Source organism: Streptomyces roseolus (assembly GCF_014649855.1).
In the GTDB taxonomy this organism is placed as follows: Bacteria; Actinomycetota; Actinomycetes; order Streptomycetales; family Streptomycetaceae; genus Streptomyces; species Streptomyces roseolus.
Map to the genome: position 1 here is coordinate 129,603 of NZ_BMTV01000017.1, position 24,670 is coordinate 154,272.

Sequence of the window (24,670 nt, forward strand, 5' to 3'; positions counted from 1 at the left end):
TGGCGGCGGCGGTCGTCCCGGCTTCGCCGGTCGTCCGGCCGGTCCCGGCGGCGGTGGCGGCGGCTTCGCCGGCCGTCCCGGCGGTCCCGGTGGCGGCGGCGGTCGTCCGGGTGGTCCCGGCGGCGGTGGCGGCGGCTTCGGCGGTCGTCCCGGCGGCTTCGGCGGCCGTCCCGGCGGCCCGGGTGGCCGTGGTGGCACGCAGGGCGCCTTCGGTCGTCCCGGCGGTCCCGCGCGTCGCGGTCGCAAGTCGAAGCGGCAGAGGCGCCAGGAGTACGAGGCCATGCAGGCCCCGTCCGTGGGCGGCGTGATGCTGCCTCGCGGCAACGGCGAGACCATTCGCCTGTCGCGCGGTGCGTCCCTCACCGACTTCGCGGAGAAGATCGGCGCCAACCCGGCGTCGCTCGTCGCGGTCATGATGAACCTCGGCGAGATGGTCACGGCCACGCAGTCCGTCTCCGACGACACGCTGGTCATGCTGGCCGAGGAGATGAACTACGTCGTCCAGGTCGTCAGCCCGGAGGAGGAGGACCGCGAGCTGCTCGAGTCCTTCGACATCGAGTTCGGCGAGGACGAGGGCGGCGAAGAGGCCCTGGTCTCCCGTCCGCCGGTCGTGACCGTCATGGGTCACGTCGACCACGGAAAGACCCGACTCCTCGACGCGATCCGCAAGACGAACGTCGTCGCGGGCGAGGCCGGTGGCATCACCCAGCACATCGGTGCCTACCAGGTCTCCACCCAGGTCAACGACGAAGAGCGTCGCATCACCTTCATCGACACCCCGGGTCACGAGGCGTTCACCGCCATGCGTGCCCGTGGTGCGAAGTCGACCGACATCGCGATCCTCGTGGTCGCGGCCAACGACGGCGTCATGCCGCAGACGATCGAGGCGCTCAACCACGCCAAGGCCGCCGGCGTCCCGATCGTCGTCGCGGTCAACAAGATCGACGTCGAGGGCGCGGACCCGGTCAAGGTCCGCGGTCAGCTGACCGAGTTCGGCCTGGTGGCCGAGGAGTACGGCGGCGACACCATGTTCGTCGACATCTCCGCCAAGCAGGGTCTGCACATCGACTCCCTGCTGGAGGCCGTGGTCCTCACCGCCGACGCCTCGCTCGACCTCCGGGCCAACCCGGACCAGGACGCGCAGGGCATCGCGATCGAGTCCCACCTCGACCGCGGCCGTGGTGCCGTCTCGACGGTCCTGGTCCAGCGCGGAACGCTGCGCATCGGCGACACCATCGTCGCCGGCGACGCGTACGGCCGCGTCCGGGCCATGCTCGACGACAAGGGCAACAACGTGGAGGAGGCGACCCCGTCGACCCCCGTCCTCGTCCTGGGTCTCACCAACGTCCCGGGTGCCGGTGACAACTTCCTCGTCGTCGACGAGGACCGCACCGCCCGCCAGATCGCCGAGAAGCGTGCCGCCCGCGAGCGCAACGCGGCCTTCGCCAAGCGCGTCCGCCGCGTCTCGCTCGAGGACCTGGACAAGGTGCTCAAGGCCGGCGAGATCCAGCAGCTGAACCTGATCATCAAGGGTGACGCCTCCGGTTCCGTCGAGGCCCTCGAGTCCTCCCTGCTCCAGCTGGACGTCGGCGAGGAGGTCGACATCCGCGTCCTGCACCGCGGCGTGGGTGCCGTCACCGAGTCGGACATCGACCTGGCGATGGGCTCCGACGCCATCGTGATCGGCTTCAACGTGCGCGCCGCCGGGCGTGCGCAGCAGATGGCCGAGCGCGAGGGCGTGGACGTCCGGTACTACTCGGTCATCTACCAGGCGATCGAGGAGATCGAGGCGGCCCTCAAGGGTCTGCTCAAGCCGGAGTACGAGGAGGTCGAGCTCGGCACCGCGGAGATCCGCGAGGTCTTCCGCTCCTCCAAGCTCGGCAACATCGCCGGTGTCCTCATCCGCTCCGGCGAGGTCAAGCGCAACACCAAGGCGCGCCTCATCCGCGACGGCAAGGTCATCGCCGAGAACCTCAACATCGAGGGTCTGCGTCGCTTCAAGGACGACGTCACCGAGATCCGTGAGGGCTTCGAGGGTGGTATCAACCTCGGAAACTTCAACGACATCAAGGTCGACGACGTCATCGCGACGTACGAGATGCGCGAGAAGCCGCGCGCGTAACACGCGGGGCGTACAGCCCGCGCGAAGCGCGGACCACCAGGGGTGGTGGTCGGGCGACGGGCGGGACGGGGCCGGTCGGCGGAGGTTATTCCGTCGATCGGCCCCGGCCGTTCCGTGTACGGTTTCGGTGTTCCCGTCCAGCGGTGGGCGGGGCCACTGACCCCGAACCGGCGGGACATCCGGACACATATGTATGTGGGGACACTGTCCTTCGACCTGCTCCTCGGCGACGTCCATTCGCTCAAGGAGAAACGCTCCCTCGTGAAGCCGATCGTCGCCGAGCTCCAGCGGAAGTTCTCGGTGAGCGTGGCGGAGGTGAGCGGCCAGAACCTCCACCGGAGGGCCGAGATCGGCGTCGCGATGGTGTCGGGGGACCTCGGACACCTCAACGGCGTGCTGGACCGCTGCGAGCGGCTGGTGGCCGCCCGGCCCGAGGTGGAGCTGCTGTCGGTGCGCCGAAGGCTCCACACTGATGAAGACTGAACGAGCAAGGCAAAGAAGGAGACGGACCAGTGGCCGACAACGCGCGGGCGAAGAAGCTGGCGGACCTCATCCGGGAGGTGGTCGCCGAGAAGCTGCAGCGCGGCATCAAGGACCCGCGCCTGGGTACGCACGTGACCATCACGGACACCCGCGTCACCGGTGACCTGCGGGAGGCCACGGTCTTCTACACGGTCTACGGGGACGACGAGGACCGGGCGAGCGCCGCGGCCGGCCTGGAGAGCGCCAAGGGCATCCTCCGTTCGGCCGTGGGCCGGGCGGCGGGGACCAAGTTCACCCCCACCCTGGCCTTCGTGGCCGACGCCCTCCCGGAGAACGCCCGGACCATCGAGGACCTCCTCGACAAGGCGCGGGCCTCCGACGCCCAGGTGCGGGAGGCGTCCTCGGGCGCCGCCTTCGCGGGCGACGCCGACCCCTACAAGAAGCCGGGCGAGGACGACACCGCCGAATGAGCGACAAGACCCCCACGCCCGACGGCCTTGTCATCGTCGACAAGCCGTCGGGCTTCACTTCGCACGACGTCGTGGCCAAGATGCGCGGGATCGCCAGGACCCGTCGCGTCGGCCACGCCGGCACGCTCGACCCCATGGCCACGGGCGTCCTCGTCCTCGGCGTGGAGCGGGCCACCAAGCTGCTCGGTCACCTCGCGCTGACCGAGAAGGAGTACCTGGGCACCATCCGCCTGGGCCAGACCACGATCACCGACGACGCCGAGGGCGAGATCACGGCGTCGGTCGACGCGTCGAAGGTCACCCGCGAGCAGATCGACGCGGGCGTCGCGGAGCTGACCGGCGACATCATGCAGGTGCCGTCGAAGGTCTCCGCGATCAAGATCGACGGAAAGCGGTCCTACGCGCGCGTGCGCGGCGGCGAGGAGTTCGAGATCCCGGCCCGTCCGGTCACCGTCTCCTCCTTCCGGGTGTACGACGTCCGCGAGGAGACCGCCGAGGACGGCACCCCGGTCGTCGACCTCGTCGTCTCCGTGGTCTGCTCCTCCGGTACGTACATCCGGGCGCTGGCCCGGGACCTCGGCGCCGGGCTCGGCGTCGGCGGGCACCTGACCGCGCTGCGGCGCACCCGGGTCGGCCCGTACAAGCTGGACGGCGCCCGCACCCTCGACCAGCTCCAGGAGGAGCTGACCGTGATGCCGGTCGCCGAGGCCGCGGCGGCGGCGTTCCCGCGCTGGGACGTCGACGAGAAGCGGGCCCGGCTGCTGCTCAACGGGGTGCGCCTGGAGATGCCCGCGTACCCCAAGGGCGCCGTGGCGGTCTTCGGGCCGGACGGCAAGCTGCTCGCCCTGGTGGAGGACCAGCGGGGCAAGGCGAAGAGCCTGGCCGTCTTCGGCTGACCGGAGCCGGCACGAGGAAGGGGCGGGTGCGCGCGGCGCACCCGCCCCTTCGCGTTCCTCGAGCGCCCCCCTTCGCCCTGCTCGCGGCGCGCCCGCCCGCTCGTGTTCCGCGGCGAGACCCCGCTTCGCGTTTCTCGCGGCGCGCCGGCGCTTTCGTGTTTCTTCACCCCATCGGGGAAGCGCTCGGAGTGAAACGGGGGAGTGCGAGGGGGCGCCTTGGTCGCTCGCCGCCCTTCGGCGGCCGTCGCCGACCTACCCTCCACACCATGGGACGCGGGGACCTGGCGGAGCCGGTGGGGCTGGTGCGCATCTGCGATCTGGCGGGCCGGCCGCGCGGCACCGGATTCCTCGCCGACCACGAGGGCACCCTCGTCACCAGTCACGAAGCCGTCGACGGGCTGACGCGCGTCGTGCTGCACGCGCCGGGGGATCGGACCCGGCTCGCCGAGGCCGACGCGATCACCCCGTTCCCCGAACAGGGGCTGGCCCTGATCCGCACCGAGGGCCTGGGCGTGCCCCCGCTGCCGCTCGCCACCCGCGCGGCCGTCGAACCCGGCACGTACGTCAGGATCGCCGCGCACGGCTGGCGGGAGGCCCGCGTGCTCGGTCCCGCCGCCGTCACGTACACCGCCACCGACCGCTTCCACGTCCTGCCCGACGCCCTCGAACTCGCCATCGGCACCGAGGGCGCCGAGGCGCTGCGGCTCGGCGGCCCGGCCGCCGGCGGCCCCGTCGTCGACAGCGCCACCGGCACCGTCCTCGGCGTCGTCGGCACCGCCCTCCAAGGCGACCCGCGCGCCGCCGGACACGCCGTCCCGATCCGCCCCGACGGGCCCCTCGGCGCGCTGCTGCGCCGCAACTCCGCCACGATCCCCGCCCACGGCCCCGACCTGAACCTCGCCGCCCTCCTGGAGCTCACCGCCGCCACGGCGCTCGCGCCCGCGGAGCCGGCCCCCTGGCCGGCCCCGGTCGCCCGGCCCGCCGCGCTGCGCGCCGTCACCGGCTTCGCCCGCGCCGCGGCCCCCTCCGGCGGCGTGCCCGTGCTCACCGTCGTCGGCGAACCAGGGTGCGGCCGCACCACGCTGCTCGGCGCGGCCTGCGAGGCACGGACCAGGGGCGTCGCGCCCGCGCCGACCGTACGGCTGCGCGGCGCCGACCTGCGGGAGGACGACGGCTCGCTCGCCGAGGCCGTCGGGCGGGCGCTGGAGCGGGCCGCGCGGATCGCCGCCGCCTCGGGGGCCGCCGGCGACCCCGTCACCGCCGACCGGGCCGCCACCCTCGCCCGGGAGGCCGGACGGCCCCTCCTCGTCGTCCTCGACGGCCCCGAGGAGATGCCGCCGCCCCTCGCCCACCGGCTCGCCGACTGGACCGCCGCCACCGAGCGCTGGCTGCGCGCCCACGGCGTCCGGCTCGCCCTCGCCTGCCGCCCCGAGCACGCGGAGCAGGCCGCGCCGCTGTGGAGCGCGGCGCCGGCCGTGCTGCCGCTCGGCGACCTCACGGAGGCCGAGGCCAGGGCCGTACGCCAGGGGTACGGCCTCGGGGACGAGGACCTCGACGCGGCGGACGCCCGGCACCCGCTCGCCCTGCGGCTGCTCGCCGAGGTGCGGGCCGCGCTCCCCGGCGACGTGCCGGGACGGCCCGGGCGGGCCGAGATCTTCACCGCGCACCTGGACCTGCTGTGCCTGCGGATCGCGGTCAGGATCGCCGCCGGAGCCGGAGCCGGAGCCGGAGCCGGAGCCGGAGCCGGAGCCGGCCCCCGGCCCGACGGCCGTGCCGTCCGCCGGCTCGCCGCGCGCGTCACCGGCCAGGTCCACGAGGCCGCCCGGCGCTGCCTCGGCCCCGGCCACGGCCTCCTCGACCGCGCCTCCTTCGAGGAGCTCTTCCCCTGGCGCGACGGCTGGGCCCCCGCCGTCCTCACCGAAGGCCTCCTCGTCCCCGCCGGCACCGGCTACCGCTTCGCCCACGAGGAGCTGTCGGACTGGCTCCAGGCCGCCCACCTGGACCTCGACACGGCCCTCGACGCCCTGGTCCGCGGCACGGATCCCGCAGCGGAGGCCGGGGGCGGAGCGGGGACCGGTGCCGGTGCCGAGCGGGCCGCCGTGCCCCGGCACCGGGTCGGGACCGTCCTCCAGGCGCTGTTGCTCGTGCACCGCGAGGGCGGGCCCGCCGCGCTGGCACCGCTGCTCGACCGGCTCGTCGGCGCCCTCGCCGGACGCGGGGAGGAGCCGGCCGGCGAGGCCGCCTGGTGGGCGCGCACGCTGCTCGCGCGGACCCTCGACCGGGTCGGCGACCCGCGGCCGTACCTGCCCGTGCTGCGCCGGCTCGCCGACCGGGTGGGGGAGGGCGCCGGCCGGCCGGACGCCTTCGAAGGCTTCGGGCCCGCCTGGTGGGGGCGGCTCGCCGTCGGCGAGGACGAACGGCTCGACCTGCTGCGCCGGACCGTCACCGCCGACCCGGCGGGCTGCCTCGCCCTCGTCGAGGAGCTGCTCGTCGCCCGCACCCGGGAGGTGCAGCCCCTGCTCTGCCGCTGGTTCACCGACGGCCGGACCCTGCCGGAGCGGCCGTACGTCACCGTGGGCACCGTCGCGCAGGAGCTCCTGCACACCCATCGGGGGCTCGCCACCGACGACCTCTGCGAGGCGCTCGCCGGCACCGCGCACCCCCTCGCCGAAGGGCTGCTCACCGCGCTCGTCGACGACGAGCCGGCCGCGCTCTGCCGGGCCGTGGACCGGTGGGCGCACGACGACGGCCGGCCGGAGCGGCGGATCGCCGCCGCCGTCCACGGCACCCTGCTCGCCGCACGCGGACAGGACGGGCAGGAGCGGGAGCTGCTGCGGTACGCGGCGGGCGCGCTGCTCGGCCGGGCCGCCGACCGGGCGCTCCACGGGGCCGCCCTCGGCATCCTCGTCCGGGACCCCGACACCCGCGGCGCGTACCTCGCGCGCGCCCTCGCCGACGCCCGGGTGCCCGCCGACGCGCTCGTCGGGGCGCTGGCCGAGCACCCCGGGGCCGTGCTCGACGCCTTCCGGGACCGCCTCGACCAGGGACGGGACCCGGGCGGCGCGCTGCGGGCCCTCGCCGCCGTCGACGCGCCCGCCCTCACCCGCCGGATCGCCGGCCTCGTCCGGGAGCACGCGCACCGCCACCCCGAGGGCGCCGCCCACGTCGCCGGCTACGTCGACCTGCGGTTCGAGGAGGGGCCGACCGCGCGGGCCGTGCTCTTCCCGCTGGTCGTCGGACTCGTCCACGGCCCGTCCGCCGCCGTCCGGCGCGCCCTCGCGCCCGTGCTCGCCGCCCCCGGCACCGGCGCCTCCCGCCATCTGCGGGCCGAACTCCTCGACGTCCTCCTCGACCACGAGACGTACGCGACCGGGCCCGGCGACCTGACCGTGGCGGACGCGCTGCTGACCGCCACCGCCGAGGGAGCCGCCCGCCGCTCGCTCCCGCGCAACCGCGCGCTGCTCGCCAGGACCGCCGCCCTCCACGCCCGCGATCCGGGCGGCGCGGCCCACCGGAACCGGCTGCTCGCCGCGCTCGCCGCCGACCATCCGGCCTTCGCCGCACTGCTCGCCCAGGCCCTGCCGGCACCCCGAACACCCGGCACTTCCATGCCGATGCGGACCGACGGGCGTGGGCATGGCAGTCTTAGACCTGCGTAATGGGCGTACAGGGCGAACAGGCGGACGAGGAGCGGTCACAGTGCAGCGCTGGCGTGGCTTGGAGGACATCCCCCAGGACTGGGGGCGCAGCGTCGTCACCATCGGCTCCTACGACGGTGTGCACCGAGGGCACCAGCTGATCATCGGGCGGGCCGTGGAGCGCGCCCGCGAGCTCGGCGTCCCCGCCGTCGTCGTCACCTTCGACCCGCACCCCTCCGAGGTGGTGCGCCCCGGCAGCCACCCGCCGCTGCTCGCCCCGCACCACCGGCGCGCCGAGCTGATGGCCGAACTGGGCGTGGACGCCGTCCTCGTGCTGCCGTTCACGGCCGAGTTCTCGCAGCTGTCGCCGGCCGACTTCATCGTCAAGGTGCTCGTCGACAAGCTGCACGCCCGGGCCGTCATCGAGGGCCCCAACTTCCGCTTCGGCCACCGCGCCGCGGGCACCGTGGAGTACCTCACCGAGCTGGGCGCCACCTACGACTACGAGGTCGAGGTGATCGACCTGTACGTGAGCGGCTCCGCCGGCGGCGGTCAGCCCTTCTCCTCCACCCTCACCCGGCGGCTCGTCGCCGAGGGCGACATGGCCGGTGCCGCCGAGATCCTCGGCCGCCCGCACCGCGTCGAGGGCGTCGTCGTGCGCGGCGCCCAGCGCGGCCGCGAACTGGGCTTCCCCACGGCCAACGTGGAGACCCTGCCGCACACCGCGGTCCCCGCCGACGGCGTCTACGCCGGCTGGCTGACCGCGAACGGCGAGCGGATGCCGGCGGCGATCTCCGTCGGCACCAACCCGCAGTTCGACGGCAAGGAGCGGACGGTGGAGGCGTACGCGATCGACCGCGAGGGCCTCGACCTGTACGGCCTCCACGTCACCGTCGACTTCCTCGCCTACGTGCGCGGCATGCTCAAGTTCGACACCCTCGACGACCTGCTCGTCGCCATGGCCGGGGACGTCGCCACGTGCCGGACCCTGACGGCCGAGTACGACGCCGCGCGGGACTGACCTCCCCCCGGGGGCCCGTCACCAGGTGACGTACAGCTCCCTCGGGCCGCGGATCAGGCCCTTGGACTGGAACGGCACCGACTCGGGCGGGCCCGCGAGCCGCAGCTCCGGGTAGCGGGCGAGCAGGGTGGAGAGCATCACCTCGGACTCCATCCGGGTCAGCATCGCGCCCATGCAGTGGTGCGGCCCGTGCCCGAAGGAGAGGTGGCCGGTGCCCGCGCGGTCGAAGTCGAGGGCGTCCGGGTCGGCGAAGACCTCCGGGTCCCGGTTGGCCGTCAGGTAGGAGGCGTACACCGCCTCGCCCGCCCGGATCACCACCCCGCCGACCTCGACGTCCTCCGTCGCGATCCGGGGCAGCCCCACGCCGTTGCGGTGCGGGATCCAGCGCAGCAGCTCGTCCACGGCCTGCGGCAGCAGCTCCGGCTCCGCCCGCAGCCGGGCGAGCAGCTCCGGACGGGTGAGCAGCACGTAGACCATGTTGGCGCTGTTGTTGCGGACCGCGTGGGCGCCGCTGATCAGCACCGCCATCGCGAGCGACACGGCCTCGTCGGCGCCGATCCGGCCCTCCGCCAGCGCCTCGGCCAGCTCACCCGCCAGGTCCTCCCGGGGCTCCGCCGTCCGGCGGTCGAGCAGCCGGGTGACATAGCCGTGGATCTGCGCCTTGGCGGCGCGGCTGCTCTCCGGGCCCGGCCCGGAGGAGAGGATCAGGTCCGGCCAGGACGCCAGCTCGGCCCGGTCCTCCTCGGGGATGCCGAGCAGGTCGCAGACGACCGCCATCGGCAGCGGCCCGTGCAGATGGGCCATCAGATCGGCCGGCCGGCCCGCCGCCTCCATGGCGTCCAGGAGCCGGTCGCAGGCCGCCTGGGCGAGGGGCCGCAGCCGCTGGACGCCCCGGCCCGTGAAGGTCTTGGTCACCGCCTTCCGCAGCCGGGTGTGGTACGGCGGATCGGCGTAGTTCAGGGCCGCCTTCGAGGCCACCATGTGGCCGGTCATCGTGGTGACCTGGCGGTCGAGCAGGGCCGTCCGGCTGAACCGCGGGTCCGAGGTCACGGCCCGTACGTCGGCGTACCGGGTGACCAGCCAGGCCTCGTTCTCCGCGGCGAACGGCAGGCTGATCCGGGAGACCGGTTCCTTCGCGAGCAGTTCGGCCAGGAGCGGGTCGAAGTCCAGGGCGGGCAGGTCCTCCACGGTCCACACGCGGGCCGGCCGGGCGGCGCCGGGGCAGCCGGCGGGGGCGGCGCCGGGCGCGGCCGGTCCGTCGGCGGAAGCCCCGGACGGCGGAGGGGCGGCCGCCGGCGGACCGGAGGGCGACGGGGCGGACGGCGACGGGCCGGGCGAGGGGCGCCCGGACGGTGGCGGTTCGGACGTCGGCGGCTGCGACGTCAGCGGTTCGGAGGTCATGCGGTGCCTCTTCCCGGCGGCGAACGGGCGCGACACGCCGAAGGCCGCACAGCCCCCCGTACGGCCGAGCCCTCCGCTCACCGTCCGTGATCGGACGGACGCGCTCGCGGTTGCGGGCTCGGGAACACGGGGTGAGTGTGGGCCGCAGTTCGCCCGATCGACAAGAAGGAGCGAGTGCCGTGGTGACCTTGTGTAAACCCGCGGTGGCCGTGCCGGAGCACGTGATCACGATGGAGGAGACCCTCGACCTCGCCCGTGCGCGCCACGCCGACCATCCCCAACTCCCCCTGGCGCTGCGCCTGATCGGCAACACCGGGGTTGCCAAGCGGCACATCGTGCAGCCCATCGAGCGGACCCTGGAGCATCCGGGCTTCCAGGAACGCAACGAGCTGTACGAGGCCGAGGCCAAGGCGAGGGTGCCCGCCGTCGTCGAGGAGGCGCTCGGCAACGCGGGCCTCCGGCCGGCCGACATCGACATGATCGTCTACGTGTCGTGCACGGGCTTCATGATGCCCTCGCTCACCGCGTGGATGATCAACACCATGGGCTTCCCCAGCCACACCCGGCAGATGCCCATCGCCCAGCTCGGCTGCGCCGCCGGCGGGGCCGCGATCAACCGGGCGCACGACTTCTGCACCGCGTACCCGGACGCCAACGTCCTCATCGTGGCCTGCGAGTTCTGCTCGCTCTGCTACCAGCCGACCGACCTCGGCGTCGGCTCGCTGCTCTCCAACGGCCTCTTCGGCGACGCCGTCGCCGCCGCCGTCGTGCGCGGCCGGGGCGGCTCCGGCATCGCCCTGGAGCGCAACGACTCCCACCTGGTGCCCGACACCGAGGACTGGATCGCCTACAGCGTCCGCGAGACCGGCTTCCACTTCCTGCTCGACAAGCGGGTGCCCACGACGATGGAGCCGCTCGCCCCCGCGCTCCGCGAGATCGCCGGCGCGCACGGCTGGGACGCGGGCAACCTCGACTTCTACATCATCCACGCGGGCGGCCCGAGGATCCTCGACGACCTCAGCCGCTTCCTCGAAGTGCCGTCGGAGGCCTTCCGGTTCAGCCGGGCGACCCTCACGGAGTACGGGAACATCGCCAGCGCCGTCGTCCTCGACGCGGTCCGGCGGCTCTTCGAGGAGGGCGGGCAGCCGGAGGGCGCCCGCGGCATCCTCGCGGGCTTCGGTCCCGGCATCACCGCCGAGATGTGCCTGGGGCGCTGGACCACCGCCGCCCGTCCGTCCGAACCGCCGCTGGCCGCCCGCCGGATCGTCGGCTACTCGCCGCGCTTCCAGCACGCCCGCAGCAGGACCTGACGGTCCTGGTTCCCCTGCGCCCGCGGCCGGACCCGAACAGGTTCGCGCCGCGCCGGCTTCCCCCCTCCGCCCGGTCCGAACCGGGCGGAGCGCACCCCCCGCCCCCGCCAAGGAGAGCCGCATGTCCTCCACCCCGCCGTCCCGACGCCGTCTTCGCGGATCCACCGCCCTCGCCGCGCTCCTCGCCGGTGCCGCCGCCGCCTCGTTCACCGTCGCGCCCGCCCAGGCGGCGGGTGCCGGCAAGGCCCGGGTGCCGATGCACCAGTGCTGGGTCAACGGCGTCTCCGCCCCGCCCGGCGACACGGTCGGCGGAACCCCCCACGACGACCACATCTTCTGCGACAGCGACATCCAGAACGTCACCGTCTGGGGCGGCGACGGCAACGACATGATCGAGATCCGCGGCCTCGTCATCGACTCCGCGGTGATGGGCGGCGAGGGCAGGGACGTCATCCGCGCCAAGCACCTGGTGCCGCAGAACGCGACCAGCATGGTCCGCGGCAACAGCGGCCCCGACATCATCAAGGTCGCCACCGTCCGCGGTGACGGCGCCGAGCGCGGAGCCGTCGTCCACGGCGACGAGGGCGACGACCAGATCACCACGGGTTCGGTCTCCGGGGCGCCCGGGAACTTCAACCGCGGCGGCGGGATCGTGACCGGCAACGACGGCGCCGACACCATCAAGACGGGCGTCATCGACTTCTCCGGCCGGGTCCTCGGCGGCAGCGAGAACGACCGCATCGAGGCGGCGGGCCTCGGCCCCGAGTCCGGCGGCCTCATCCAGTCCGGCCCCGGCGACGACACGATCAGCGGCCCCGGCGGCGCGATCCTCACGGTCGGCCCGCACTGGGGCATGGTCGACGCGGGCGTCGGCAAGGACACCTGCACGGTGAAGTCGGTCTCGACCCGGACCTCGATCGCCGCCTGCGAGATCATGCCGAAGGCCGACCCCTCCGGGGCGAAGCCGCAGGGCCCGTCCGGCGCGAAGCCGGCGGCCCCGGCGGCCGGCTGATCCCCCGCACCCCCGCACCACCGCCCGGCGACCCGCCGCCCCCCAGGGCCGCCAGGCGGTTCCGCGTGGGTCAGCCGTCCTCCCGGGCCGTCGCCCAGTGACAGGCCACGCCCGGCTCCCCGCCGGCCGCGCGCAGCACCGGCAGGGGCTCCGTGCGGCAGCGGTCGGCGACCGGGGCCGCCTCGCCCGAGGCCAGGACGTGGCAGCGGGCGTGGAAGCGGCAGCCGCAGGGGATCCGGGCCGGGTCCGGCGGCTCGCCGGCCAGCACCACCGGGGCCGTCTCCGACTCCGGCAGCACCGAGAGCAGCGCGCGGGTGTACGGATGGCGGGGCGCGGTCAGCACCGACTCGACCGGGCCCGACTCCACCACCCGGCCCAGGTACATGACCGCCACCCGGTCCGCGATGTTCCACGCCAGGCCCAGGTCATGGGTCACCACCAGGGCGGAGAGGCCCAGTTCGTCGCGCAGACGGAGCAGCAGGGCGAGGATCTCGCCGCGTACCGAGGCGTCCAGGGAGGCCACCGGCTCGTCCGCGACGATGAGTTCCGGCTCCAGGACGAGCGCCCCGGCGATCACCACCCGCTGGCGCTGCCCGCCGGACAGCTCGTGCGGGTAGCGCAGGAAGAACCGCTCGGGCGGGCGCAGCCCGGCCCGGGCGAGGGCCTCCGCCACCGCCGCGCGCTCGTCGGCCCCGCTCCGGTGGACCCCGTGGATCCGCAGGCCCTCGGCGACCGCCTCGTACACGGTGTGCCGGGGGTTGAGGGAGCCGCTCGGGTCCTGGAGGACGAGCTGGGCGCGCCGCCGGTACGCCTTGAGCGCCCGGCCGGAGTACGCCAGGGGCCGCCCGGCGAAGGAGACCGTGCCGGCCCCGGGCCGCACCAGGCCGAGGAGGGTGCGGGCCAGGGTCGTCTTGCCGCAGCCGGACTCGCCGACCAGGGCCACGATCTCGCCCGCGCCGATCTCCAGGTCCACCCCGTCGACGGCCCGGGCGGGCGGCGCGCCCCGCCGCCCGGGGAAGGTGACGTGCACCCCGCTCGCCGTCAGCAGCGCCTCCGTCATCCGCTCTCCCTCCCCACGAGGACGCAGGCGGCCCGGTGCCCGGCGCCCGCCGTCCGCAGTTCCTGGTCGTCCTCGGCGCACTCCGCCACCGCCACCGGGCAGCGCGGGTGGAAGGCGCAGCCGCCCGGCAGCGCCGCCGGGTCCGGCGGGTCGCCCGGCAGGCCGCGCGGCGCCCGCCGCGAGGCCGGGTCCCCGATCCGGGGGAACGCCGAGGACAGCGCCCGCCCGTAGGGGTGGGCCGCCGCCCGGTACACCTCGCGGGCCGGACCCTCCTCGACGATCCGGCCCGCGTACATGACGGCGAGCCGGTCGCAGGTGTCGGCGAGGACCGCCAGGTCGTGGCTGATCATCATCAGGCCGATGGACTCCTCGGCGACGAGTCGCTCGATCAGCCGCAGGATCTGCGCCTGGATCATCACGTCGAGCGCGGTGGTCGGCTCGTCGGCGACGATCAGGCGCGGTTCGCAGGCGAGCGCCATCGCGATCATCACGCGCTGGCGCTGCCCGCCGGACAGCTCGTGCGGATAGCCGGCCGCCCGGGAGGCCGGGAGGCCGACCTGCTCGAGGAGGGCGGCGACCCTCTCGCGGGCCTCGGCGGGGGTGGCCCGCCTGTGCACCAGGAGCGGTTCGGCGATCTGGTCGCCGATCCTGCGCACCGCGTTCAGCGAGTGCATCGCGCCCTGGAAGACGATCGAGGCGCCCGCCCAGCGGACCGCCCGCAGCCGGCCCCACGTCATGGCGAGGACGTCCTCCCCGTCGAGGAGGATCTCCCCTTCGAGCCGGGCGGTCGTCGGCAGCAGTCGCAGCAGGGCGAGCGCCAGCGTCGACTTGCCGCAGCCGGACTCGCCGGCCACGCCCAGCTTCGACCCGGCCTCCAGGCTGAGGTCGACCCCGCGCACGGCGGGCACGGCCCCGGCCCCTGAGCCGTACGTGACCCTCAGGTCCCTGATCTCCAGGAGGCTCAACGCCCCACCCCCAGCCTCGGGTTGAGCACGGATTCTACGGCCCGGCCGCAGAGCGTGAAGGCGAGCGCGACCAGCGCGATCGCGATCCCGGGCGGGGCCAGGTACCACCAGTGCCCGGAGGAGACCGCGCCCGCCTCCCGCGCGTCCTGGAGCATGCCGCCCCAGGAGACGACCGTCGGGTCGCCGAGGCCGAGGAAGGCGAGGGTGGCCTCGGTGAGGATCGCGGTGGAGATGCCGAGGGTGGTCTGCGCGAGCACCAGCGGCATCACGTTCGGCAGCACGTGCCGCGCCATGACGTGCCCGTGGCCGCCGCCGAGCGCGGTGGCCCGCTCGATGTACGGGCGGGACTCGACGGCGATAGTCTGCGCCCGCACGAGCCGGGCGGTGGTCGGCCAGGAGGTGACGCCGATGGCGAGCACCACCGTCCACATCGACCGGGACAGCACCGTCGCGAGCACGATCGCCAGGACCAGGGCCGGCATCACCAGGAACCAGTCGGTGATCCGCATGACGACCGTGGAGAGCCAGCCGCCGTAGTGCCCCGCGAGGACCCCGACGAGGGTGCCGATGGCGACCGACAGGGTGGCCGCGAGCAGACCCACGAGCAGCGAGATCCGGGCGCCCCAGATCAGCAGGCCGAGCAGCGAGCGTCCGAACTGGTCGGTGCCGAGCGGGAATTCCGCGCTCGGCGGCTCCAGGGCCGTGCCGGGCGCGTTCGTCACCGACTGGACGTCGGCGCCGACGGTCCACGGGGCGGTGAGCGCGAGCAGCGCGATCAGCGCCAGGCCGGCGAGTCCGTACAGGCCCGCCCGGTGGCCGCGGTACGCCTTCCAGAAGCGCGCCGCGGAGCCCCTGCGGCGCTCCCATGCGAGAGAGGTCATCGGCCCACCCGGGGATCGAGCAGCGGATAGAGCAGGTCGGCGATCAGGTTCATCAGGATCATCGCTCCGGCGAAGACGACGAACAGGCCCTGCACGAGGGGGAGGTCGGGCACGCTGAGCGCCTGGTAGAAGAGGCCGCCGAGCCCCGGCCAGGAGAAGACGGTCTCCACCAGGATCGAACCGGCCGCCACGTGGCCCAGGTTGATGAAGACCATGGTGACGGTCGGAAGCAGGGCGTTGGGCACCGCGTGCCGGCGCCGCACCTCGTCGTCCCTGAGCCCCTTCGCCCGGGCGGTCGTCAGATAGTCGCCGCCCATCTCGTCGAGGAGCGAGGAGCGCATCACGAGCAGGGTCTGCGCGTAGCCGACCGCGACCAGCGTCACCACCGGGAGGACGAGGTGGTGGGCGACGTCGAGGACGTACGCGAAGCCGGTCTCGCCCGTCCCCGACTCCATGCCGCCGGTCGGGAAGAGCCCGGGGACCGGGCCCGTGCCCACCGAGAAGACGATGATCAGCAGCAGTCCGAGCCAGAACGACGGCACCGACCACAGGGTGAGCGCGATGCCGGTGTTCACCTTGTCGCCGAGGCGGCCGTGCCGCCACGCCGAGCGGGTGCCGAGCCACAGCCCGAGCGCCGAGTAGATCACCACGGCGACGCCGGTGAGCAGCAGCGTCGCGGGCAGCTTCGCCGCGATCAGCTCGCCGACCGGCGCGCGGAACTGGAAGGAGGTGCCGAGGTCGCCGGTGAGCGCCTTGGCGCAGTAGTCGGTGAACTGCTGCCACAACGGCAGGTCGAGGCCGAACTGGCGCCGCAGGGTCGCGAGTTGCTCGGCGGAGGTGGGGACGCCGTGGGTCATCGCCTTCACCGGGTCACCGGGGATGATCCGGAAGAGGAAGAAGCTGGTGACCAGGACGGCGAAGAGGGAGACGAGCGCGCCGCCCAGCTTCCCCGCCGCGTGGCGGAGATAGCCGGAGGTGACGCCGGTGCGGGGCGCGCCGTCCGTGGCGCGGGCCTCCTCGGCCCGCGCCACGCCGGCGGGGGTGCTTGCCGTCGTCATCGCTACTCGCGGTCGTCGGCGGTGGCGCGCCGGCGCGTCCGGAGGAGGAGCAGTCCGCCGGCGACGACGACCACGGCCGCGCCGACCCCGATCCAGACCCCGGTCGAGGACGAGCCGGAGCCGTCCCCGGAACCGGAGGCGGAGCCGGCGGGCACGGCCGACCACCAGCTCCAGTAGCCGTCCTGCCCCCACAGGTTCCCGGCCGCCTCGGGCATGGTGGTGATGGACGCGATCTGGTCGGTGCGGTACGCCTCCAGGGCGTTGGGGTAGGCCATGACGTTCATGTACCCCGTGTCGTACAGCCGGGACTGCATCCGCTTGACCAGGTCCGCCCGCTTGGCGGTGTCGTACTCCACTGCCTGCTGCGCGTAGAGCGCGTCGAACTCCTTGTCGCAGATGAAGTTGTCGGTGGCGCCGGTGTCCTTCGGGGTGGCCGGGAGGGTGCCGCAGGTGTGGATGGAGAGGACGTAGTCCGGGTCGGGGTTGACCGACCAGCCGTCGAAGGCCAGGTCGTAGTCGCCCTTGACCCAGGGGTCGGAGACGCTGTCCAGGCATTCGACGGTCAGGCCGATGCCCAGCGCGCCCCACCACTCCTGGAGGTACTTGCCGACCGCCTTGTCGTTCGGGTCGGTGGCGTGGCAGAGGATCCGGAAGTTCAGCGGCCTGCCGTCCTTGCCGAGCCGCTTCCCCTCGCCGTTCTTCCGGTACCCGGCGTCGTCGAGGGCCTTCGCGGCGGCGGCGGGGTCGTACGCCCGCTTCTGCTCGGGGCCGGGCTTCCAGAAGTACGAGCCGAAGCGCGGCGGGATGTACCCCTCGCCCTCCACGGCGTGTCCCTGGAAGACCTTGTCGACGAGGGCGGCGCGGTCGACGGAGAGGAAGAGCGCCTTGCGCACGGCCGGGTCGAGGAGGGCCGGGTGGCCGTTGCCGAAGGTCTTCCCGTCCTTCGCGCGGGCGCCCGGGTTGGTGGCGAGCGCGTAGAAGCGGCGCCCGGGGGCGTCGTTGACCTTGATGTCCTTCTGCGTCTTCAGCGCCGCGGCCTGGGCGGGCGTCAGGTTCGGCACGAAGGACACCTCGCCCTTCTGGAGGGCGGCGACGGCCGCGTCCCCGTCCTTGTAGTACTTGAAGACCAGCTCGTCGAACTTGGGGGAGCCGCGCCAGAACGTCTTGTTCGGCTTCAGCTTGATGTACTGGTCGACCTTGTAGTCGGTGATGACGAAGGGGCCGTTGCCGACGATCGGGAACTGCTGGTCGTTGTTGAACTTCGAGAAGTCGCCGACCTTCTCCCACACGTGCTTCGGCACGATCGGCACGTCGAGGGCGGTCATCGTCGCCTGCGGCTTCTTCAGCCGGATGACGAGGGTGCGCGGATCGGGGGCGGTGACCTCGGCGAAGTTCGCCGTGAAGCTGCCGTTGGCGGTGGCCGCGTTCGGGTCGGTCATCATCTTGTTGAAGGTCCAGGCCGCGTCCTCGGCGGTGGCCGGCTTCCCGTCGGACCAGGTGGAGTCCTCGCGGATCCTGTACGTCCACGTCAGCTTGTCCGCCGAGGCGGACCACTCGGTGGCGAAGCCCGGGACGGTCCTCGCGTCCTTGGCGTCGTAGTTGGTGAGGTACTCGTAGGCCAGCCGGTGGATGCTGGTCGAGGTGAGCTTCTGGGCCAGGAACGGGCTGAGCGAGTCGATGCTCTGCGAGACGGCCACCGTGAGCGTCGTGCCGCCGGACTTCTCGTCCCCGGCGGCGGCCGGAGCGGCGGCCGGAGCGGCGGTCGCGGTGGCGGGGAGCGCCGCGAGCGAGGCGGTGGCGAGGGCGGCGGCGAGCAGGAGGCGTGCGGTCCGGCGGGGCCGGTCCGGTCGGCGGGGGAGTGGGCGGGAGGGAACCTTCGTGACCATGACCATGGGACGTGACCTCGCGTCGGGGGATCTGTCGTGGAGTCGTGGATCTTGGGCTGACGTCAAGTGAAGCGAAGATGTATCAGCGGTGGTCTGCCGTCGTCAACGATGACTCAAACCCCGTGTGTGCTGCGGGAATGCAAGGAGGCTCCGTACCGGTGAACCGGTACGGAGCCTCATTGGTCTACTCCTGTGACGCGCTACTGCTGAGGGGCTGGCGGCGCCTGCGGGGGCGCCTGCGGCGGGGCCTGCGGAGGCAGCGGCTGACCGAACGGCTGCCCCGGATCGGGCTGCTGTCCGTACGGCTGCGGAGGCTGCCCGGGCTGCCCCGGCCGGCCGGAAGCCGCCGCCGGCGGGTAGGGCTGCTGCCCGTACGGCTGCCCGGGATGCCCGGCCTGACCCGGCATTCCGGGCTGACCGGCCTGACCCGGCATTCCGGGCTGACCGGGCATGCCCGGCTGGGGGTACGGCTGCGGCTGGCCCTGCGGCGGGTACGGCTGACCGGGGGCGTACTGCCCCGGCATCGGCTGGGCGGCGTAGGGCTGTCCGGGCGCGGGCGGAGCGCCGTACGGCTGCCCCGGACCGGGCTGACCCGGCTGACCCGGCTGACCCGGCTGTCCGGGCGCGGCCGCCGGCTGCCCCGGCATCGCCTGGGCCGGCATCGGCTGCCCGGGCATCGGCTGGGCGGGGTACGGCTGGCCCGGGGCGGGCGGAGCGCCGTACGGCTGACCGGGCGAGGGCTGGCCGGGCATCGGCTGGCCGGGGGCGTACTGCCCCGGCATCGGCGGCGCCATGTGCGGCGGCATGCCGCCCTGGGCGTCGCCGGTCCACAGGCCCTGTGCCTGCTGCGCCCGGGCGAAGTCCTCGGCCACCATCGCCGAGAGGTCGAAGTACGCCTCCCGGGTCTTGGGCCGCATCATGTCGAGGTCCACCTCGGCGCCGGCCGCCAGGTGCTCGTCGAAGGGCACCACGATCACCCCGCGGCAACGGGTGCGGAAGTGCTGCACGATGTCCTCGACCTTGATCATCTTTCCGGTCTCGCGGACCCCCGAGATGACCGTGATCGAGCGCTGCACCAGGTCCGCGTAGCCGTGCGCCGACAGCCAGTCCAGCGTCGTCGAGGCGCTGGAGGCGCCGTCCACCGACGGCGTGGAGATGATGATCAGCTGGTCGGCGAGGTCGAGCACCCCGCGCATGGCGCTGTAGAGCAGACCCGTGCCGGAGTCGGTGAGGATCACCGGGTACTGCTTGCCGAGGACGTCGATCGCCCGCCGGTAGTCCTCGTCGTTGAAGGTCGTCGAGACGGCCGGGTCCACGTCGTTGGCGATGATCTCCAGGCCGGACGGCGCCTGCGAGGTGAACCGGCGGATGTCCATGTACGAGTTGAGGTACGGGATCGCCTGCACCAGGTCGCGGATGGTCGCCCCGGTCTCGCGCCGCACCCGGCGGCCGAGCGTGCCCGCGTCCGGGTTGGCGTCGATCGCCAGGATCTTGTCCTGCCGCTCGGTGGCCAGGGTCGCGCCGAGCGCGGTCGTCGTCGTGGTCTTGCCGACACCGCCCTTGAGCGAGATGACCGCGATCCGGTAGCAGGAGAGGACGGGCGTGCGGATCAGGTCCAGCTTCCGCTGCCGCTCCTGCTCCTCCTTCTTGCCGCCCAGCTTGAAGCGGGAGGCCGCGCCGGGATTCCGGCTCGACTTCGGCTTCTGCTTGTTGTTGCGCAGCAGGCGGTCGGAGGAGAGCTCGACGGCCGCGGTGTACCCGAGCGGGGCGCCCGGCACGGACCGCTCGCGCTGGTCGTGCGTGACCGACTGCGGCCAGGCCGCCCCGGTCCGCGGGTCGACGCCGCCCGGCGGGTAGCCGTACCCCTCGGGCCCCTGAGGCCCCTGCTCACCGGGCGCGCCGGGACCCTGGGGGTAGCCGTATCCGCCGGGGACGGGTGCCTGCGGCGGGAACCCCTGCCCGGCGGGCGCCGGGGCGGCCGGCTGGGGCTGGGGCTGCAGGCCGGGGTGGGGGTATCCGTAACCGCCCTGCGCGGCGGCCGGCGGCTGCGGATAGCCGTACCCGGCGGGCGCGCCGGGGGCGGGGGCCGGTGCCTGGGGGTGCGGCTGGGCCTGGGGCTGCGCCTGCGGAGGGAGGGCGGCGCCCGGGGGGTACCCGTACCCGCCCTGCGGCGGTACGGCTCCGGGCGCGTCGGCCGCCGGCTGCCCGGGCCACTGCTGCGCGGGCGCGGGCGCGGATGCCTGCGGGGCCGGCTGGGCCGGCGGCGCCTGCGGCGCTTCGGGGGAGGCGGGCGGGAAGTCCGGCGGCAGCGGCGGCAGCGCACCGCCCGCGTCGGCCGGGACGACCGGGGCGGCGGTCCCGGCCGGTGCGTCCTCGGCGGGCAGCGGCGCGGCGGCGGGGGCGTCGGAGGGACCGGCCTCGGAGGGCGCGGTCTCCGAGCCGTCCGCCGCGTCGGCGGCGGGCTCGTCGGACTCCGCGTCGGCTTCGGCCGTGCCGTGGGCGTCGGAGAGCGCCGCATCGGAGCCGGAGCCGGAGCCGGAGCCGGAGCCGGAGTCGGAGTCGCCGGTGGCGTCGGCCGCGGCCTCCGTCCCGGTGTCCGCCTCGGCCTCCGGCCCGGTCGTCTCCGCCTCTGCCTCGGTCTCCGCGGCGGGAGCCTCCGGAGCGCGCGGGTCCTCCTGCTCGGCGGCGGGGGCGGACCCGTCCGCGGCCGGCGCCGCCGGGACGTCCGCGCGGGCCAGGCCCGCGGCCTCGGGGGAGCCCGGCGGGGGACCGGCCTGGCCGGCCGCCGCGTCCGCCGCCGCCTCGGGTGCCGGCTGGGCGGCGGCGTCCTGCCGCAGCGCGGCCGGGTTGAAGCGCATGGTGGAGCCGCTCTCCAGATCGCCGCCGCCGAAGGGCGCCGCCGGGGCCGGCTGCGCGGGCGCGGGGACCTGCCCGGGAGCGGACGCCGGGTACGCGGGCGGCGTGCCCGGAGCGGCGGCCTCGGAGCCGTACCCCTCGTACGGTCCCGGCGCGGGCGCCTGACCCGGGATCTGGCCCGGCGCGGGGGCCGGGGGGTACGCGGCCGGTGCGCCCGGGGCGCCGGCCTCCGGTCCGTACCCTCCGTGCGGTCCGGGCGCCGGGGCCGCCGGGTGGCCGGGCGGCGTGCCCGGGGCGGCGGTCCCGGAGCCGTACGCGCCGTAGGGGCCCGGCGGCGGGGTCTGCTGCGGGGGCTGTGTCCAGCCGGGCTGGAGGCCGGCCGGGGGCGTCCCGGGCGCCGGGAGCGGCGCGCCCGTCGGCGGCGGGGGAGTGGCACCGACGCTTCCCGAACCGCCCGGCGCGTTCTGCGTGTACCAGGCCGGCGGGGTGTAGTCGATGGTGAACTCACCCGTCATCTCGGCGGGATCCGCGTCGGACTCGTCGGCGGGCACGTTCCAGCCCCCGCGGATCTCGTCACGATCGCCGTTCACTTTGCCTCCTGGTGTGGTCGAGCACCCTTGTGCCGTCGTGCGTCGGGGCCACCGTTCGCTGCCGGTCGGGCGGCTCTCCCCCTCGGACCCGGCGACCGTTCCGAGGGATACTCCGCCGCGCCCCCACCCACCCTAAACGCCCCCGCCGTCAGGGCGGCAGGCCCGTCCTCCCCCTTCGGGCCGCGGCTCCGCCCGGGAGCACGGCCAGGGTGACGCCGGTGCGGCGGAGCGTGAGGGAGGACCGGGGGCGAAACCGTACGAGAGGGGGCAACGAGGGGTATTGCGTACCGTCTTGCCGGCCCTGTGCCGACCCCTGTCCCTTGCCCGAACGGGTGATGCGACGAACCGGCGGCCGCGCACCCGTCTCCGGGCACCCGACCGCCGGCTCGACACGGTCCCCGCCACCGGAGGGCGGGGCCGCGGACTCACTTCAGGTCGAACTCGCCGTCCCGCGCGCCGAGGACGAAGGCCGTCCACTCCGCCTCCGTGTACCGCAGCACGGTGCCGTGGTCCAGCGAGGAGCGCATGGCGACGGCGCCGTTCGGCAGGTGGGCGATTTCGACGCGCTCCTCGTCCGGGCTCGTGCCGGGGGCGCCGATCCACTCGACGTCCGAGATGTCGAGGGCGTACAACTCGTCCTTCTCCTGCGCGCTCCCCATGGGAGTTCCTTTCGTTCACGGCCTGTCGGCGGCCCCTGTGTCCCGTGGCGCGGGGCGGTTGGGACCCGCCCGTGCCACCAGGGGAAATACTAGGGAAACCGGCTTCCGCGCGGGGGTGCTTCGGCGAACTGCGGCTCTCCTCCGCCCCTGCGCCGGCCCGCTCTTCTCAGTCCATGCGGCGGGCCGTGCCGAGCAGTCCCGACTCCGCGTCCGTGGCGTTGGTGATCACCCAGTGCCGCTCGCCGCCCGCGCACCACAGCGTCACGCCGTCCGCCAGCGTCGGCAGCGCCTCGACCTCGGTCCGCGTCAGGCCCAGGATGCGCCCGGTCTGCTCGGCCTCCTGCGGCGAGACGCGCTGGATGCCGACGAGCGTGGCCGCGCGCATCAGCCGCGGGGCGACCGGGCTGAGGTACGGAAGGAGCGTCAGCACCGACTGCCACGGCGAGGAGACGACCCGGCCGCGCGGCGGCCGCATGCCGCAGTCCCGCACCACGACCGCCGGGCTGCCGACGGTCGCGCCCAGCGGCGGGACCCGGCCCACGTCATGGAGGGTGATGCACTCCAGGCCCGCGCCCGCCGCCTGCGCCAGACCCACCCACGCGTGCGGGCGGCCGGTCTCCACGACGACCCGGGAGCCGGTGGCGGCGGCGCGCAGCGCCAGCACCTGCGCCGTCCACAGACCACCGATGAGCAGGACGTCGTACGGCGTCGAGCGGTGGAAGCCCACCAGCTGCGCGCGGCCCTCGGAGTCCTCGCCGATCACCACGCCGTCGTCGCCCACCGGCAGGGAGAGCGCGCCGAGTTCGGCCGTCGGCACGGTGTGCCCCGCGTGCCGCGGGCCGATCAGACCGCGCAGCCCCTTCACCGCTCCGCCGCGGACCGTCATCGAGCACCCCCGAGAGGCATCGTCGCCAGCACGCCCGGAAGCTGCTCGCGGTCCAGTCGCAGCAGGCCGACCTTCGCGGTGCGCGCCGCCTGCTCCAGGGTCCGGCGCACCCGGACCAGTTCGTTGTCGGAGCCGCCCGTCACCCGGACGTGGCCGCCGACCTCCATCGTGCCCTGGCGCGCCCCGCGCCGGACGGTGAGGCTGAAGGTCGTGGCGTAGGCGGGGACCGAGGTCAGCAGCGAGACGAGCCGCGGCAGCGGCGCCGCGCCCCGGCCCAGCTCGGGCCAGCGCCCGACCGCGTACGTGGTGTGCCAGCGGTCGTCGCACCGCCACACCCGGGAGGTCTCGGCCGTCCGCCGCTGCGGCGCCGCGTCCGCCCGGCCCGCCCGCGCGGCCGCGTGGGGACTCGTACAGGCGGCGGTCGCGATCGTCGAGTTGACCTCCTCCTGGTCCAGCACGACCGCCTGGAAACCGGCGCCGGTGATCCGGCTCGCCAGGTGGTCGGCGATCCGCACCAGGCAGCGCTGCGCGCCCTCCAGGCCGCCGCCGCGCGCCGCGACCGCCTCCTTGCAGCGCTCGGGGTCCAGCTTCACCGCCACCCAGGTCAGCCGCAGCGCGGGCGCCCCGGTCCGCTCCTGGAGGGGGGTGTACGAGAGGCGGGCCACGGCCTGCTGGGGGAGGTGCGGCGCCGGGGCCGGGCGGACCTGCTGCACCAGCTGGACCGACTCGACCACGATGTCGTCGACCTCCAGGGCGTCGCCGAGGAGGGTCAGCGGGAAGGCGCGGGCACCGAAGACCGGCCGCAGCGCCGAACCGCTCGCCTCGACGCGCAGCACGGCGGTCAGGAACGTGCCGTCGCCCAGCATGCCGACGGTGCGGTGGTTGCGGTCGACGTACGGCCGGGCGCCGAAGCCCCGCACGCTCTCGGTGACCGGGGCGAGGGCCGGGTCCGCGTCGGCCGCCGAGGGCGCGGTGTCGCGCCGGCGCGCCCGCAGCGCGAGCGCCGTCCCCATCCAGTCCTGCACGGCCTGCCCGCGGCGCCGTATCACCGCCAGGAGCACGAGGACGCCGGCCACGACACACGTCGGGACCAGCCAGAGCCCGCCCATCACGAAACCGACGGCCACCAGCGCGAGCGCCGCCTCGACCAGCACGAGCTGACGGAGGTGGACGGGGCCGACCCGGCTCGTGCGCGACAGCGGACGGAGCGTCGTCGTCGCCGGGACGGCGGTCTGCGCGGCCGGCCGCGCCGGGGCCTCACCGCTTTCGTTGCTGCGTTGCCGTCGGGAAGATTGAGGCGCTCGGCCGCTGGTCCGCCGCCCGTCGCGCGCACGCGTCGCCGTACCCATCGCCGCGTTGCCCCCTCGTGTCCGTAATAGCCGAATTCCCTTGGGCGTTGACCGGGCGATCACCCTACCTGAGCGGTGAGACACGGGTGCCGCCAGGCATAGTAGGGGGCGGCGGGACGGCGGAAGG

At 74.7% G+C, this 24,670-nt stretch carries 18 protein-coding genes; 8 read left to right on the forward strand and 10 right to left on the reverse strand.

The genetic code is table 11. From position 1 onward, the window contains the following. The 6 genes from infB to IE245_RS21215 all read left to right on the forward strand — a co-directional run. On the forward strand, positions 1-2,122 hold a 2,122-nt coding region (infB, locus tag IE245_RS21190; protein WP_229851421.1), incomplete at its 5' end, for a translation initiation factor IF-2. A gap of 189 nt (positions 2,123-2,311) precedes the next feature. Then, the gene (locus IE245_RS21195) at positions 2,312-2,605 is read left to right on the forward strand and encodes a DUF503 domain-containing protein (RefSeq protein WP_031008504.1); all 294 of its coding nucleotides are present in this window, start codon (positions 2,312-2,314) and stop codon (positions 2,603-2,605) included. Between the two features lie 29 nt (positions 2,606-2,634). After that, entirely contained in the window at positions 2,635-3,075 is a 441-nt protein-coding gene (gene rbfA / locus IE245_RS21200; protein WP_169094413.1) for a 30S ribosome-binding factor RbfA, read from the forward strand. Next, on the forward strand, positions 3,072-3,971 hold the full coding sequence (gene truB / locus IE245_RS21205) for a tRNA pseudouridine(55) synthase TruB (protein ID WP_189949903.1): 900 nt from the start codon (positions 3,072-3,074) through the stop codon (positions 3,969-3,971). The genes rbfA and truB overlap by 4 nt, the downstream gene beginning before the upstream one ends. Positions 3,972-4,237: 266 nt before the next feature. Further along, positions 4,238-7,630 carry a S1 family peptidase gene (locus IE245_RS21210; protein WP_189949904.1) on the forward strand — a complete coding sequence of 1,131 codons (3,393 nt, stop codon included), beginning with the start codon at positions 4,238-4,240 and terminating at the stop codon, positions 7,628-7,630. Positions 7,631-7,670: 40 nt separating this feature from the next. After that, positions 7,671-8,630, forward strand: a complete 960-nt coding sequence (locus IE245_RS21215; RefSeq protein ID WP_189949905.1) for a bifunctional riboflavin kinase/FAD synthetase — start codon at positions 7,671-7,673, stop codon at positions 8,628-8,630. An 18-nt stretch (positions 8,631-8,648) separates the two neighbouring features. Here the strand turns inward: IE245_RS21215 and IE245_RS21220 are convergent, their stop codons facing one another. Further along, the gene (locus IE245_RS21220) at positions 8,649-10,031 is read right to left on the reverse strand and encodes a cytochrome P450 (RefSeq protein ID WP_229851422.1); all 1,383 of its coding nucleotides are present in this window, start codon (positions 10,029-10,031) and stop codon (positions 8,649-8,651) included. A gap of 179 nt (positions 10,032-10,210) precedes the next feature. Between IE245_RS21220 and IE245_RS21225 the strand changes: the two genes are divergently transcribed. Beyond that, complete coding sequence (locus IE245_RS21225; protein WP_189949906.1) at positions 10,211-11,341, forward strand: type III polyketide synthase; 1,131 nt, start codon at positions 10,211-10,213, stop codon at positions 11,339-11,341. A gap of 121 nt (positions 11,342-11,462) precedes the next feature. Then, the gene (locus IE245_RS21230; RefSeq protein WP_189949907.1) at positions 11,463-12,353 is read left to right on the forward strand and encodes a hypothetical protein; all 891 of its coding nucleotides are present in this window, start codon (positions 11,463-11,465) and stop codon (positions 12,351-12,353) included. 70 nt (positions 12,354-12,423) lie between these two features. Here the strand turns inward: IE245_RS21230 and IE245_RS21235 are convergent, their stop codons facing one another. From IE245_RS21235 to eccE, 9 genes are all read right to left on the reverse strand, one after another. Next, positions 12,424-13,413: an oligopeptide/dipeptide ABC transporter ATP-binding protein gene (locus IE245_RS21235; protein WP_189949908.1), complete on the reverse strand. Its 990-nt coding sequence runs from the start codon at positions 13,411-13,413 to the stop codon at positions 12,424-12,426. Further along, positions 13,410-14,378: an ABC transporter ATP-binding protein gene (locus IE245_RS21240; RefSeq protein WP_189949909.1), complete on the reverse strand. Its 969-nt coding sequence runs from the start codon at positions 14,376-14,378 to the stop codon at positions 13,410-13,412. Before IE245_RS21240 ends, IE245_RS21235 begins: the two co-directional genes overlap by 4 nt. After that, the gene (locus IE245_RS21245; RefSeq protein WP_189949910.1) at positions 14,375-15,259 is read right to left on the reverse strand and encodes an ABC transporter permease; all 885 of its coding nucleotides are present in this window, start codon (positions 15,257-15,259) and stop codon (positions 14,375-14,377) included. The genes IE245_RS21240 and IE245_RS21245 overlap by 4 nt, the downstream gene beginning before the upstream one ends. Then, on the reverse strand, positions 15,256-16,317 hold the full coding sequence (locus IE245_RS21250) for an ABC transporter permease (protein ID WP_189949911.1): 1,062 nt from the start codon (positions 16,315-16,317) through the stop codon (positions 15,256-15,258). Before IE245_RS21250 ends, IE245_RS21245 begins: the two co-directional genes overlap by 4 nt. 2 nt (positions 16,318-16,319) lie before the next feature. Further along, entirely contained in the window at positions 16,320-18,203 is a 1,884-nt protein-coding gene (locus IE245_RS21255; protein ID WP_189949986.1) for an ABC transporter substrate-binding protein, read from the reverse strand. Between the two features lie 200 nt (positions 18,204-18,403). Further along, on the reverse strand, positions 18,404-21,649 hold the full coding sequence (locus tag IE245_RS21260; RefSeq protein ID WP_189949912.1) for an SCO5717 family growth-regulating ATPase: 3,246 nt from the start codon (positions 21,647-21,649) through the stop codon (positions 18,404-18,406). Between the two features lie 425 nt (positions 21,650-22,074). Next, positions 22,075-22,308, reverse strand: coding sequence for a DUF397 domain-containing protein (locus IE245_RS21265; RefSeq protein ID WP_189949914.1), 234 nt, complete (start codon positions 22,306-22,308; stop codon positions 22,075-22,077). 166 nt (positions 22,309-22,474) lie between these two features. Next, positions 22,475-23,194 (reverse strand): hypothetical protein, encoded by a 720-nt coding sequence (locus IE245_RS21270; protein WP_189949916.1) that lies wholly within the window; start codon positions 23,192-23,194, stop codon positions 22,475-22,477. Further along, positions 23,191-24,543 carry a type VII secretion protein EccE gene (eccE, locus tag IE245_RS21275; RefSeq protein ID WP_189949918.1) on the reverse strand — a complete coding sequence of 451 codons (1,353 nt, stop codon included), beginning with the start codon at positions 24,541-24,543 and terminating at the stop codon, positions 23,191-23,193. The genes IE245_RS21270 and eccE overlap by 4 nt, the downstream gene beginning before the upstream one ends. Positions 24,544-24,670: the final 127 nt, after the last annotated feature.